12 protein-coding genes are annotated in these 13224 nt (G+C 63.6%); 5 read left to right on the forward strand and 7 right to left on the reverse strand.

The features are described from left to right. Nucleotides 1-277: 277 nt before the first annotated feature. The 3 genes from purH to dusB are packed head-to-tail and all read right to left on the reverse strand — an operon-like array spanning nt 278 to nt 3205. Nucleotides 278-1858, reverse strand: a complete 1581-nt coding sequence (purH, locus tag ACOVRJ_RS09920; RefSeq protein WP_422043687.1) for a bifunctional phosphoribosylaminoimidazolecarboxamide formyltransferase/IMP cyclohydrolase — start codon at nt 1856-1858, stop codon at nt 278-280. A 49-nt stretch (nt 1859-1907) separates the two neighbouring features. Further along, nucleotides 1908-2141 carry a Fis family transcriptional regulator gene (locus ACOVRJ_RS09925; RefSeq protein WP_263537410.1) on the reverse strand — a complete coding sequence of 78 codons (234 nt, stop codon included), beginning with the start codon at nt 2139-2141 and terminating at the stop codon, nt 1908-1910. Next, nucleotides 2138-3205 (reverse strand): tRNA dihydrouridine synthase DusB, encoded by a 1068-nt coding sequence (gene dusB / locus ACOVRJ_RS09930; RefSeq protein ID WP_422043758.1) that lies wholly within the window; start codon nt 3203-3205, stop codon nt 2138-2140. Before dusB ends, ACOVRJ_RS09925 begins: the two co-directional genes overlap by 4 nt. 168 nt (nt 3206-3373) lie before the next feature. Here dusB and ACOVRJ_RS09935 point away from each other — a divergent pair, with 168 nt between their 5' ends. Next, nucleotides 3374-3865 (forward strand): YqaA family protein, encoded by a 492-nt coding sequence (locus ACOVRJ_RS09935; RefSeq protein ID WP_422043688.1) that lies wholly within the window; start codon nt 3374-3376, stop codon nt 3863-3865. A gap of 72 nt (nt 3866-3937) precedes the next feature. Next, complete coding sequence (locus tag ACOVRJ_RS09940) at nt 3938-5425, forward strand: carboxypeptidase M32 (RefSeq protein WP_422043689.1); 1488 nt, start codon at nt 3938-3940, stop codon at nt 5423-5425. Nucleotides 5426-5551: 126 nt separating this feature from the next. Here the strand turns inward: ACOVRJ_RS09940 and ACOVRJ_RS09945 are convergent, their stop codons facing one another. From ACOVRJ_RS09945 to ACOVRJ_RS09955, 3 genes are all read right to left on the reverse strand, one after another. Then, nucleotides 5552-6160, reverse strand: coding sequence for a DUF642 domain-containing protein (locus ACOVRJ_RS09945; RefSeq protein ID WP_422043690.1), 609 nt, complete (start codon nt 6158-6160; stop codon nt 5552-5554). A gap of 308 nt (nt 6161-6468) precedes the next feature. Further along, nucleotides 6469-7647, reverse strand: a complete 1179-nt coding sequence (locus ACOVRJ_RS09950) for a patatin-like phospholipase family protein (protein WP_422043691.1) — start codon at nt 7645-7647, stop codon at nt 6469-6471. A 115-nt stretch (nt 7648-7762) separates the two neighbouring features. Then, nucleotides 7763-8584 carry a phasin family protein gene (locus ACOVRJ_RS09955; protein ID WP_422043692.1) on the reverse strand — a complete coding sequence of 274 codons (822 nt, stop codon included), beginning with the start codon at nt 8582-8584 and terminating at the stop codon, nt 7763-7765. Nucleotides 8585-8845: 261 nt separating this feature from the next. On the opposite strand from ACOVRJ_RS09955, the gene ACOVRJ_RS09960 reads away from it, so the two are divergent. The 3 genes from ACOVRJ_RS09960 to ACOVRJ_RS09970 all read left to right on the forward strand — a co-directional run bounded on the left by ACOVRJ_RS09960 (nt 8846) and on the right by ACOVRJ_RS09970 (nt 12700). Beyond that, entirely contained in the window at nt 8846-10843 is a 1998-nt protein-coding gene (locus ACOVRJ_RS09960) for an SDR family oxidoreductase (protein WP_422043693.1), read from the forward strand. An 8-nt stretch (nt 10844-10851) separates the two neighbouring features. Next, nucleotides 10852-11367: a hypothetical protein gene (locus ACOVRJ_RS09965; protein ID WP_422043694.1), complete on the forward strand. Its 516-nt coding sequence runs from the start codon at nt 10852-10854 to the stop codon at nt 11365-11367. 271 nt (nt 11368-11638) lie between these two features. Continuing rightward, entirely contained in the window at nt 11639-12700 is a 1062-nt protein-coding gene (locus ACOVRJ_RS09970; RefSeq protein WP_422043695.1) for an alpha/beta hydrolase family esterase, read from the forward strand. 41 nt (nt 12701-12741) lie between these two features. Here the strand turns inward: ACOVRJ_RS09970 and ACOVRJ_RS09975 are convergent, their stop codons facing one another. After that, nucleotides 12742-13212, reverse strand: a complete 471-nt coding sequence (locus ACOVRJ_RS09975) for a CopD family protein (RefSeq protein ID WP_422043696.1) — start codon at nt 13210-13212, stop codon at nt 12742-12744. Between the last annotated feature and the right edge of the window lie 12 nt (nt 13213-13224).

Raw genomic sequence — 13224 nt, forward strand, 5'->3', positions numbered from 1 at the left:
CTTGGAGGCGCGCGCGCAGCGCGCTTCAACATCTAGCTTGGCGCCGCATGTTTGAACGAAACGAGCGCAGCGAGTGCAGTGAGTTCGGCGCCGGCCCCAAGGCGAGAGCAGCGCAAGGCAGTCGGCCCGCCAGGGCCGACCCCCGAACCATGAGCCCGGCGACGGCCGGGGCTGACGTGCCTCACGCGCAAGACCCTGTGGCTTCATTGGACGCCCGTGATTCAGGCCCAGAAGCGCCCGAGCCCTGTCCGGCGCTCTTTGCCCAGCGTCTGAACGATCAGTGACGGAAGTGACGCACGCCGGTGAAGACCATGGCCACGCCGCGCTCATTGGCGGCGGCGATCACTTCTTCATCGCGCATGGAGCCACCGGGCTGGATGACGCAGGTGGCGCCGGCATCGGCCAGCACGTCCAGGCCGTCGCGGAAGGGGAAGAAGGCATCGCTGGCGACGACCGAGCCCTTCAGTTCCAGACCGGCGTTGGCGGCTTTGATGGCTGCGATCTTGGTCGAGTCGATGCGGCTCATCTGGCCGGCGCCCACGCCCAGGGTCATGCCGCCGCCGCAGAAGACGATGGCATTGCTCTTCACATACTGGGCCACGGTCCAGGCGAACATCAGGTCGTCAAGCTGCTGGGCGCTGGGCTGCAGGGTGGTGACGATCTTCAGGTCTTCCTTCTTCAGGAAGTGGTTGTCGGCGGTCTGCACCAGCAGGCCCGAGCCGACGCGCTTGACGTCCTGAGCGTTGCGGCCCTGATCCCAGGGGCGCGCACCGCCGGCCGGCAGGTCGATCTGCAGCAGGCGCACATTGACCTTGGCCTTGAAGATCTCCAGCGCTTCGGCGCTGAAGCTTGGGGCCATCAGCACTTCGACGAACTGCTTGGAGACATGGGCGGCAGCAGCGCCGTCCACCTCGCGGTTGAAGGCGATGATGCCGCCGAAGGCGCTGGTCGGGTCGGTCTTCAGGGCCTTGGCATAGGCCTCAGCCGCGTTGGCGGCCACGGCCACGCCGCAGGGGTTGGCGTGCTTGACGATGACGCAGGCGGGCACATCGAAGCTCTTGACGCATTCCCAGGCGGCGTCGGAGTCAGCGATATTGTTGTAGCTGAGTTCCTTGCCTTGCAACTGCTTGCCGGTGACCAGGGAGCCGGGGGCGGGGTAGAGGTCGCGGTACAGGGCTGCGGTCTGGTGGCTGTTCTCGCCGTAGCGCAGGTCTTGCACCTTGACGAAGCTGCTGTTCATCTGGCCGGGGTACTCGGACAGCGTGCCTGCTTCGGTGCGTGCGCTCAAGTAATTGCTGATCGCAGCGTCATATTGAGCGATGCGGTTGAAGGCGGCGACAGACGCGGCGAAGCGGGTCTTGTCGCTGGTCTTGCCCTCGGCCTTCAGTTCGGCCAAGACTTGTGCGTACTGGCTGGCGTCGGTCAGCACGGTGACGTCCTTCCAGTTCTTGGCGGCGCTGCGCACCATGGCCGGGCCGCCGATGTCGATGTTCTCGATGGCGTCTTCCAGCGTGCAGCCGGGCTTGGCCACGGTGGCTTCAAAGGGGTAGAGGTTGACGGCCAGGATGTCGATCATGGTGATGCCATGCTGTGCGGCGGCGGCCATGTGCTCGGGGAAGTCGCGGCGCGCCAGTAGGCCGCCGTGCACCTTGGGGTGCAGGGTCTTGACGCGGCCGTCCAGCATCTCGGGGAAGCCGGTGTGGTCGGCCACCTCGGTCACCGGCAGGCCGGCATCCGCCAGCAGCTTGGCCGTGCCGCCGGTGGACAGCAGGCGCACGTTCAGGGCGTGCAGCTCTTTGGCGAATTCGAGGATGCCGGTCTTGTCGGACACGGAGATGAGGGCGGTCAGTTGGGACATGGTCTTCTATCGGATGGGGAAGAGGGAGGGCGCGCGCGAGTTCAGAGACTCAGAGCAGCTTGTGCTCGGTCAGCTTGCGGCGCAGGGTGTTGCGGTTGATGCCCAGCCATTCGGCGGCCTTGCTTTGGTTGCCGGCGGCGCGTGCCATCACCACTTCCAGCAGGGGCTTCTCAACGACTTGAATCAGCATCTCGTGCATCGAGTGCGGTTCTTCGCCGTCCAGATCGCGGAAATAGACTTCCAGGTTTTCGCGCACGCAGGCATCGATCGGTTTCGGGGTCATGCCTGTAGCCTCAGTTCTTCTTCGTTGTCATGGGCGGTCATTGTTGAATCTTCTTGCCGCTTGGCAAGATAGGGCAAGCGCTCATATTGCGCCGCCAGCTCGTCAAACCAAGCGCCCAGGGCCTGGACTTGCGCCGCGCTGCTCTCCAGGCGGTTCATGGCTTGACGGAAATCTTCACCTCCGGGCAGATCGACCACGGCCCAGCCAATGTGCTTGCGCGCGGTGCGCATGCCGGTCAACTCGCCGTAAAGGCTGTAGTGGTCGTGCAGGTGTTCGATCAGCCAGTCGCGGGCCTGCAGCACGGTGGGGGCGGGCAGGGTTTCGCCGGTGGCCAAAAAGTGAGCCATTTCGGCAAAGATCCAGGGCCGGCCCTGGGCGGCGCGGCCAATCATCACCGCGTCGGCGCCGGTCTCGGCCAGCACTTGCTGGGCCTTTTGCGGGGAGTCAATATCGCCATTGGCGACCACCGGAATCTGCAGCGCCGCCTTCACCGCGGCGATGGTGGCGTACTCGGCCGAGCCTTTGTAGCCCTGCTCGCGGGTGCGGCCATGCACCGTCACCATGGCCACGCCAGCACCTTGGGCGGCCAAGGCCAGACGCAGCGCGTTCTTCTCGGTTTCACACCAGCCGGTGCGCATCTTCAGCGTGACCGGCACGCCATGCGGCGCAGCGGCTTCCACCACCGCTTCAATGATTTGCAAGGCCAAGGGTTCGTCTTGCATCAGGGCCGAGCCGGCCCATTTGTTGCAGACCTTCTTGGCCGGGCAGCCCATATTGATGTCGATGATCTGCGCGCCCCGGTCGATGTTGTACTGGGTGGCTTCGGCCATCATGGCGGCGTCGGTGCCGGCGATCTGCACCGCGATGGGCCCGGCTTCACCGTCATGGTTGGCGCGGCGCGAGGTCTTCAGGCTGCTCCACAAGTCCTTGCGCGAGGTCACCATCTCGCTGACCGCATAGCCCGCGCCCATGCGGCGGCAGAGTTGCCGGAATGGCCGATCGGTGACGCCGGCCATGGGCGCCACAAACAAACGGTTCGGCAATAGATGAGGGCCAATCTGCAGGATTGGCGGCTGGGCTTGCATGGGTGGGGAGAGACCCGGAGGAGGGGTGGTCGTGCCTAAAAAAGAGGCAGAAGTATACCTTTCTTGCGTCGGCCGTCCCAGGCGGGCTCGGTTGGCGGACTTGCTGGCCCAGACCTAGCGGCCAGTCCGCTCGCCATAATCGCGGCCATGGAAAGTTTCCTCGAAGCCTCGATTCACGGCCTGTTGGCCTTTCTGGCCCTGCCGAAAGTGGGCTTGGCCAGTGTGTTCCTGATTGCGTTGGTGTCGGCGACTTTGCTGCCCATGGGTTCGGAACCTGCCGTGTTCCTGTTGATCAAGGCCGACCCGACGATGTTCTGGCCCGCGGTCGTGGTGGCCACGCTCGGCAATACCTTGGGCGGCACCATCAGCTGGTGGATGGGTTTTGGTGCCGAGCGTGCCTATGAGCGCGCCACCCAGCGCAAACCGCCGAATCCGCGGGCCTTGGCTTGGCTGAATCGTTTTGGCGCCAAGGCTTGTCTGTTGAGCTGGTTGCCCTTGGTGGGTGACCCCTTGTGCGCGGTGGCGGGCTGGCTGCGACTGCCTTTTTGGCCCTGTGTGGCCTATATGGCGATCGGCAAATTCGCCCGCTATGTGCTGATGACGGCCGCCTTGCTCTGGGTATTCCCTGGGGGGCTTTAACCCCCCAAAAGGGCGGGGCCGTTGTGCTTGCGTGGACAATGGCTGCTTGCCCACCGCAACACCATTTCACTCATGAGCACACCCGCTTACACCGAGCTTCATCAACGGCATCAACGTCTGCATCGTCTGGCGCATTTGCAGTCGATCGCGCAATGGGACCAGTCGGCCAATATGCCGGCCAAGGGCAACGAGGCCCGCTCGCTGGCGCTGGCCGAGATGGGCGGCCTGCTGCATCAGCTGGCCACCGAGCCGCAACTGAAGGGCCTGCTGGACGCCGCTGCGGCCGAGCCGCTGAGCGCCGACCAAGCGGCCAATCTGCGCGAGATGGGCCGCGCCTGGCGCGCTTCGAACGCCTTGCCGCAAAGCCTGGTGGAAGCCAAGTCGCTGGCCAACTCGCGCTGCGAACATGCGTGGCGCGCCCAGCGCCAGGCCAATGATTGGGCGGGCTATCTGCCCTTGTTGAAGGAATGCGTGCGCTTGGCGCGTGAAGAGGCGCGCTGCTTGTCTGAAAGCAGCGGCTTGGGGCTGTACGACGCCTTGATGGATCAGTACGAGCCGGGTATGCGCTCGGCCGAGGTGGACCGCGTGTTTGGTGATCTGCGCAGCTGGCTGCCGCAGCTGATCAAGGACGTACAGGCCAAGCAAGCCAGCGAAACCGTGCTGCGCCCGCAGGGCCCCTTCGCGAAGGCCGCGCAGCGTGCGCTGGGCCTGGACGCGATGCAGCTGATGGGCTTTGATTTCGAAGCCGGCCGTTTGGATGAAAGCGCTCACCCCTTCTGTGGCGGCGTGCCCGAGGATGTGCGCATCACCACCCGCTATCGCGAGGATGACTTCCTGCCCAGCTTGATGGGCACCATCCACGAAACCGGCCATGCGCGCTATGAGCAGAATCTGCCGCAAGACTGGCTGGGCCAGCCGCTGGCGCAGGCGCGCTCCATGGGTTTGCATGAGAGCCAAAGCCTGAGCTTCGAGATGCAGTTGGGCAGCCACCCGGCCTTCGCCAAGCTGCTGAGCCCGCTGATCGCCAAGCATCTGGGCGCGCAAGCGGCTTTTGAGCCGGCCAATCTGAACCGTTTGCTGACCCGGGTGCACAGCGGCTATATCCGCGTCGATGCCGATGAGGTGACTTACCCCGCCCATGTGATCCTGCGTTACGAGATCGAACGCGCCCTGATCGAAGGGCAGATCGAGTGCGAGGACATCCCGGCCCTGTGGGACGCCAAGATGATGGAACTGCTGGGCGTGGACACGCGCGGCAACTTCAAGGACGGCTGCATGCAGGACGTGCACTGGAGCTGCGGCCTGTTCGGCTACTTCCCCTGCTACACCCTGGGCGCCATGTATGCGGCGCAGTGGTTTGCGACCATGCGCCGGGCCCGCCCAGGCCTGGATGCGGACATCGCCGCCGGCAATCTGGCACCGGTGTTCGATTGGCTGCGCGACAACATTTGGCATCAGGGCAGCCGCCTGGAAACGCCTGATCTGGTCAAGGCCGCCAGCGGCGAAACGCTCAACCCGGCGCACTTCAAGGCGCATTTGATGAGCCGCTACTTGGGCTGAGGCCCTGGGTGCTCAAGGCAAAAGAAAAGGCAGCTCAATGAGCTGCCTTTTTGTTGGGGCTGGTCGCTGCTGTCGCGTCGTCCGGTCTCTACTCCCTCTGTCGCTTCAGCAAACCCCCAACAGGAATCAAGCCTGCTTTTTGCGGCGCGAAACCAGGCCCATGGCCAGCAAGCCACCGGCCATCAAGGCCAGGCTGGTCGGCTCAGGCACAGCATTCACGCTGACCTTGTCCAGCGAAGTGCCGTAGCCGTCAGAAGTGCCCAGGGCGCTGAAGCTCAGGGTTTCCAACTTGCCGGTGCCTTGGAAGCGTGTGCTGAAGGTGGTCCAGTTGGTGGCGGTGTTCTTACCGACTTCACCGCTCAGGCCGGCAAAGCTCCAGCCGAGGCCGTTGCTCTTGGCGCCTTTGTTGCTGTCGGCGCGGTTGGCATAGCTGAAGCTCAGCTCATACCACTGACCGGCGATGGTGGCGATGGCTTGGCTGATGCTGGAGTTGCCATAGACGTCCAACTCGGCGAAGTTTTTGCCGTCAAAAGCACTGCCCGCGACGTTGTTGCGCAGTTCGATCTGGTTGTTGCCGATGGTCCAGCCAGATAGGCTCTTGTAGGTGGTCCACTGACCGCCGATCAGGCTGTTGGCTTCAAAGCTGCCGTTATGCACCAGGTTTTGGCCGAGGCTGGGGCCGGCAAGAGCCAGCATTGGGGCGAGGGCCAGCGTCAGGGTGAGGATTTTTTTCATAGTTGACTTGCTATCTTTCTTCGTGATTTCGCAGTGCTGAAGCATTGCAACGCAGTGTGAGCCAGGGTTGGCGAGCGGTCAGCCCCGCAAGCCGAGGGGGCGAGCAGATCGGGCGTGAATTTGTGCGCACAAATGCGGGGTGATCGCCGCCTTTTTTTGGCTTTGCGCTGCGTATGAAAAGCGTCTGGGTACCTTGCGCCAGGCGTTCAAGCGTGTTCATGCCCGATGGCGCATGGATGCGGGTGGCGGCTTTTCAGGGTGGGGCATCGAAGGCGGAACGGGCTTCGGCGCCGCCGCATCTCAGCCGTTCAAGGGTTCCGAACTCGGCTTTCGATCCGGTCCAGGGCTCGGCGCAAGCGCTTCAAGGCGCCGGCGGTACGGGCTTGGGCGCCGATTTCGAGTTCGCCCAGCAGGCGGCAATCGGTGTCGGCCAACACCACTTCATTCAGGCTCAGCCCATGGCGGGCCAATTGGGGACCCAGGGCCTTGGCGCGCTCCCGCAAGGCGGCGCGGGTGGTTTGATAGGCATGCTCGGCCAGATGGTGTCGCTGCGAGTAGCTGAAGGTGTTGGCCATGAACATCTCGGCGTCGCGGTGGTCGGGCTCGAACAAAAGAACGTCGGTATCCGGATGGGTGTGCTCGTAACGCTTGATGCCCAATTCCAGGCGCGAGTGAATCAGCGAGCGGAAGGTTTGGCTCATCACCAGCGGGAAGCCGCCGTCCACCAGATGCGGGATGCGGGCACGCTTGGCGCGGGTGGAGTTGGCCGGATCTGACTCGTAGGGCACCAAGGGGTTGAGGCAGATCAGCAGATCCAGGCCTTCCTTCAGCAGCACCGAGGCATGCAGGGTCTTCTTCAGTGCGCCGTCCACATAATGCCGACCTTCGATGGCAACCGGCGGAAACAGGCCGGGCAGGGCGGCACTGGCTTGCACCGCTTGGGAGATGGGAATGTGATCCCAGCCGGGCATGCCAAAAGGGGTGGCTTCGCCGCTGTCCAGGTCGGTGGCGACCAAGACCAAGCGTTTGTTCAGTTCTCGGAAGTCATTGCTGCGACCGGGCTGGCTGAATTGCAGCTCCAGCTGAGCGGCCAAGGCGTCGCCTGAGAGCAGGCCGGTCGGCAGCGCGGCGCCGAGGCGCTCAAAAGCGCCAAGCACCGAGCGGCCTTGCACCAGCGTGGCCCAGCTGGCTTTGGCCAAAAGACCGGGCAGGCGTTGCAGACGATCGAAGTACTCCTGCCACGCGGGTTGCAGCAACTCCGCCGGGTCGACGCTGTCTGGCGCGGGCGCGCTGTTCTCGATGAAGGCCGCGCACAGCTCGCGCGGGCTCAGGCCGTTGGCCAGGCCGGCGGCGATGAATCCCCCGGCGCTGACGCCGATATAGCCGTCGCAGTCGGTGAAGTTGAGGCCGTCAATGGCCTCTTCCAGAGCACACAGGGCGCCAATCTCGTAGATGGCGCCGAGCGGGCCGCCCCCTGCCAGGGCCAAGCCGATGCGGGGCCGGGCCCGCTGCTGGCTTGACGGCTGGGGCCGACGCGGCTTGCGCGGCTTCCCGACTGCTGCTTGCAAGTTGAATCAGCCCGAGCTTGAGATCAAGCCTGGATCAGGCCTGGGTCGCAGCCGTTGTCACGGCTTCGCTTGCCGCGGTGGTGGCGGCTGCAACGCTGGCGCTGGTCTTCTTGACGGCCTTGCTTGCTGCTTTGGCGGCAGGCTTGGCGGCGCTCTTGACGGCCGCGCTGGTCTTGCTGGCCACCTTCTTGAAGGGGGAGGCTGCCGGTGCTGCTGCAGGCTTGACGCTGGCTTTGGTGGCTGGCTTGGTGGCAGGTTTAGCGGCCGGCTTGGCCTTGACGGCGGTCTTCGCGGCCGCTTTCACTTCAGGCTTGGCTTTGGCGGCGGGCTTGGCCACGGCTTTCTTCACGACGGCGGCTGGCTTGACGGCCTTGGCTGCAGCTTTGCTGTTCTTCTTGGCCGGTGGCTTGATGCCGACGGCGGCGCTCAGGGCGTCGATGCGCTCGATCAGTTCAGCCACATCCTTGGCCGAAGGCACGCCCAAGCGGTTGAGCGCGCGGGCCACGCGGTCTTCAAAAATCGATTCCAGCTTGTCCCAGTGTTGACCGGCCTTGCTGCCCACATCGCCGGCCATGCCGGTGACCTTGTTGGCCATGGCGCCGAGCTTTTCTTCGGCGGCCGATTGGGTCTTCTTTTGCAGGTTCAGACCTTCTTTCACCAGGGCCTCAAACACCTTGCCGCCTTCGCCTTGTGCCTTGGAAAAAGCGCCCAGGCCCGCAGCCCAGATGTGTTGCGCCGAGTCCCTGATACCTTGCGCCAGATTGCCTTCCAGCAGGCCGGCTGGCAGCGCGCCGCCGAAGGCGCCGTTGGAAGCATTGTTCTTCTTGGCAGCCATCTTCTGAAGCTTCTTGACCATGTTGTCAGTCCTTTTGCGGTGGTTGGCGCACGGTTTGTGCGGGGAATGGTTTCACTATAGATCGCTCTGCGGCCGCTGTATCGGCCAAACACTAGACAGTGTCCCCTACCTAGGGAGGGCTCACCACCGGGGTTTCGAGCCCCTCGTGACTTGGCTCCAACGCTTGAGTCAGCTCGAATCTCTGCGGGTAATCGTGCAGCGGCAGCCTTGCTAGGATGGTCAAGAATCACAAGTAAATCAGTTCTAACAGGAGACCTCAGCATGCAGTATTTCGTCACCGGCGCCACAGGCTTTATCGGCAAGCGGTTGGTCAAGAAACTGCTGGCACGTCGGGGCAGTACCGTGCACTTCTTGTTGCGAGAGGAAAGCCGCGACAAGCTGCCGGAGTTGCTGGCTTTTTGGGGGGTCAGCAAAACCCGCGCCTTGCCCGTGTTTGGCGACCTAACGGCCAAGAAGCTCGGTGTGGCGGCGGATGATATCAAGCGGCTGAAGGGGCAGATCGACCACGTTTATCACCTGGCTGCTGTCTATGACCTGAAGGCCGACGAGGCCAGTCAGATCGCAGCCAATGTGGATGGCACCCGCAGCATGGTGGAGTTTGCACAAGCCATTGATGCTGGCCATGTGCACCATGTGTCCTCCATCGCTGCAGCGGGCCTCTACGAAGGTGTCTTCCGCGAGGACATGTTTGACGAGGCCGAGGGGCTCGATCACCCCTACTTCATGACCAAGCACGAGAGTGAAAAAATCGTGCGCAAGGAGTGCAAGAAGCCCTGGACCGTCTATCGGCCCGCGATGGTGGTGGGCGATTCCAAGACCGGCGAGATGGACAAGGTGGATGGCCCCTACTATTTCTTCAAGCCGATTCAGCGCCTGCGTCAGATCCTGCCGCCATGGATGCCTTCGATTGGCTTGGAAGGCGGGCGCGTCAACATCGTGCCGGTGGACTTTGTCGTCGATGCCCTGGACTACATCAGCCACCACCATGCCCGTAGCTCGGGCGGTTGCTTCCATTTGGTGGACCCGGTGGGTTATCGGGTCGGCGATGTGCTGGACATCTTCTCGAAGGCCGCCCATGCGCCGAAGATGAACCTGTTCGTCAATGCGGCGCTGCTGGGTTTTATCCCCAAGAGCGTCAAGAAGGGCTTGATGGCCTTGGCGCCGGTGCGGCGCATCCGGCATGCGGTGATGAAGGATCTGGGCTTGCCTGAGGACATGCTCACCTTTATCAACTACCCGACCCGCTTCGATTGCCGCCAGACGGCTGCGGCCTTGAAGGGCTCAGGCATTGCCTGCCCGAATCTGCACGACTATGCCTGGCGGCTTTGGGATCACTGGGAACGCCACCTGGACCCCGACCTCTTCATCGACCGCAGCCTGCGCGGCGCCTGCGGTGGCAAGGTGGTGTTGGTGACCGGCGGCTCCAGCGGTATTGGCCTGGCGGCGGCAATCAAGTTTGCCGAAGCCGGCGCCATCACGGTGATTTGTGCGCGCGACGAGATCAAGCTGGCCGCCGCTGTGGCCGAGATTCGTGCTGCGGCCGGTGATCACGCCAAGGTTCATAGCTTTTCGGCCGACATCGCCAACGAGGAGAGCTGCAAGGCCATGATCGCTTGGCTGACCGAGACCTTCGGTGGCGTTGACTTCCTGATCAACAATGCCGGACGCTCGATCCGCCGCGCCATCGAGGGCAGCTACGACCGCTTCCATGACTATGAGCGCACCATGCAGCTGAATTACTTTGGCTGTTTGCGCGTCACCATGGGCTTGTTGCCGGGCATGGTGGCCAAGAAGAAGGGCCATGTGGTGAATATTTCCAGCATCGGCGTGTTGACCAATGCGCCGCGCTTCTCGGCTTATGTGGCCAGCAAGGCGGCGCTGGATGCCTGGACACGCTGCGCGTCCAGCGAGTTTGCAGACCAGGGCGTCACCTTCACCACCATCAATATGCCACTGGTGCGCACGCCGATGATTGCGCCGACGCAGATCTACAAGAATGTGCCAACGCTGGCTCCGGAAGAAGCCGCCGATATGGTGGCGCAGGCCTGCATCGCCAAGCCGGTGCGCATTGCCACCCGCCTGGGCATCACCGGCGAGTTGCTGCACGCGCTGATGCCGCGAGTGGCGCAGATCGTCATGAACACCAGCTTCCGCATGTTCCCGGACAGCGATGCGGCCAAGGGTGAGAAGTCGGGCAAGTCGCAACTCTCGCCGGAAGCGATTGCCTTGCAGCAGATGATGAAGGGGATTCATTTCTGAGTGCGGGCTTGAGCTTCGCGCCGCAAGCGCCCCGCTGGCAGATCCAGCTGGGTGGCTTGTCCAAGCGAGCGCTGTTGGAAGCGCTGGCGGCCAGGCAGGTTCAAATGAATCCCATGGCGCGCGAGCTGTTCGAGAATGCCGCCTTTCCAGAGGGCTCGGCGCGATCGGTGCTGAACTTGATGGCGGTGACGGTGGCCGAGCTGGGTTTTGCTGCTGGCGCGACCATGCCTGAGGTGCTGGCGCAAGCGGCTCGCCTGGGGCTGCGGCCCTGTCCCGTGGAGACGGCGCCCTTCTTCAGGCTTCAGTATCTGGATCAGCCAGAAGGCTCCGTGGGTCAGGCGCAGATCAAAGGCCAAGCGCCGCCGGGGGCCCTGACCGTGGTTTCAGAGCCCTTGGAGGCCAGCCTGGATTTCCCTAAAGGCTTTTACCTTCGCAAGGCGGACGGCTGCTTGTGGTTGCGAGGCTATCGTTCCGATGACCAGCACCGCTGGAGCGCGAGCGATGGTTTGGTGTTTGTCTGTTGACGGCGCTGTTGCCGGCCAGGGCGAAGCGCCCGCTTCAGTGATGCCCGAGCAGGAGTCGGGTTTGAGCTTCTCGAGGCCTGGCTGCAGTGCTGGGCCGCGGCACTTGCCCCCTTGAGAAATAGGCCTCGAAGTCAGGTTCGGCCCGCTGGCGACATACGGCTGACATCCTCATGGTGAGAATGAGGAGGCTCAAGCGACAAGCTGGAACTCGGCCGCGCAGACGGTGGCACAGGTCAAAGCAAAAGCAGGCAATCTCAGGGAGGCCGCAGCGATGGCGAAGCGAAGCATGATGTCGGTGTGGGCGGGTGGTTTGCAGCGCAGCCTCAAACAGGCCGCAAGGCGGCAGATGAAGGTGGGGTTCAAGGCGCTGGGCGAGTCGATGAAGGTCGCTCAGGATTCAAGCCTCGGCGGGTCCACGCGCAAGGCGGCGGCGCCCAGAGTGGATGGCGATTGGCTCTCTGGTGTGACCCTGGGTGCGGGCGGCGCTCGGCGGTTCAAGCTGTATCGCCCGCCTGAGCTGCTGCCGGGCGAGCGGCTGCCCTTGCTGCTGATGCTGCATGGCTGCGGCCAAACGGCCAATGCCTTTGCGCTCAGCACGCGCATGAACAGCTTGGCGGCACGCGAAGGTTTTATGGTGCTTTACCCGGAGCAAGATCGTCTGGCCAACCCTCAGGCTTGTTGGAACTGGTTTGACACGGCTTCGGGCAAAGCCTATGGCGAAGCGGGTTTGATCCTGAGGGCGCTGGACCAGGTTTGCGCACGCCATCCGGTCGATCGCAGCCGGGTGGCTGTGGCGGGTCTGTCGGCAGGGGCCAGCATGGCGGCCCTGCTGGCCATTCGTCACCCCGAGCGTTTCAAGGCGGTGGTGATGCATTCGGGGGTGCCGCCCGGCACGGCGCATTCCGGCCTCACCGCCTTGGGTGCGATGAAAGGCCGGCGCTCGACCCGGTCTTTGGCGGTCTCAGCCGCCGCCATGGGTTTGACGCCCGGGTCGACATTGCCGCCCCTGCTGGTGATTCATGGTGTGCGGGACTTGGTGGTGGCCGATGACAACGCCCATGCCGCCGTGCAGGCCTGGGCCGAGGCCACGGGTGCGCGCGCTGGACGAGCCCGACAGCAAGGGCGCGGCAAGCGCTACCCGATGCAGCTGACGGACTTCAAGGCTGGCACGCGCTTGGTGGCGCGTTTGGTCGAAGTGAGTGCGCTCGGCCATGCCTGGAGCGGTGGCGCCAAGAGCCAGGCCTTCAGCGACCCGCAAGGACCGGATGCCTCGCGCATGGTTTGGCGTTTCGTCAGTCGTAGTTTCGACGCTGAGTGGCGACGAAGGGGTTGATTCTTCCGTCGCCCGTCTTGGCGGTCTGACCTGAGGACGCGTCAACGCAACAACAAGGCCGCGCCCATCACCGCCACTCCCAAGCTCAAATTGGTGGCCAGCCAGTTGCGGATCTGGCCCAGGGCTTGATCGCCGGCAGCCCAGTCTTGGGCGGCAGTGCTGCGCGCGAGCCTCTTGAACAGCGCAAACTTGATGTGCATAAAGATGACCACCATCAGGCTGCCGAGGATGGCCATGACCGTCCAGGCCAAAGGCATTTGGAAGACCCCGCCGGATTGCATGGCCTGTTTGGCGACCCGGCCCAACATCCAGATGCCGCTGCCCATGACCAGCAAGGAGGCCCACAGCGAGGCGCGCAGAAAACGCCCGAGGACCTCATGCATCAAGCGCACCCGTGTCGCTGCGTCGAGTTGCGCCGTGGCGGGTCGCAGGAAAAAGTAGCTGAAGCTCATGCCGCCGAGCCACACAACAGTAGCCAAGAGATGCAGAGTTTTGAGAATGGAATAAATCATGGAGAGGGGCTT

The organism is Roseateles sp. (genome assembly GCF_049240545.1).
Lineage (GTDB): Bacteria > Pseudomonadota > Gammaproteobacteria > Burkholderiales > Burkholderiaceae_C > Paucibacter_A.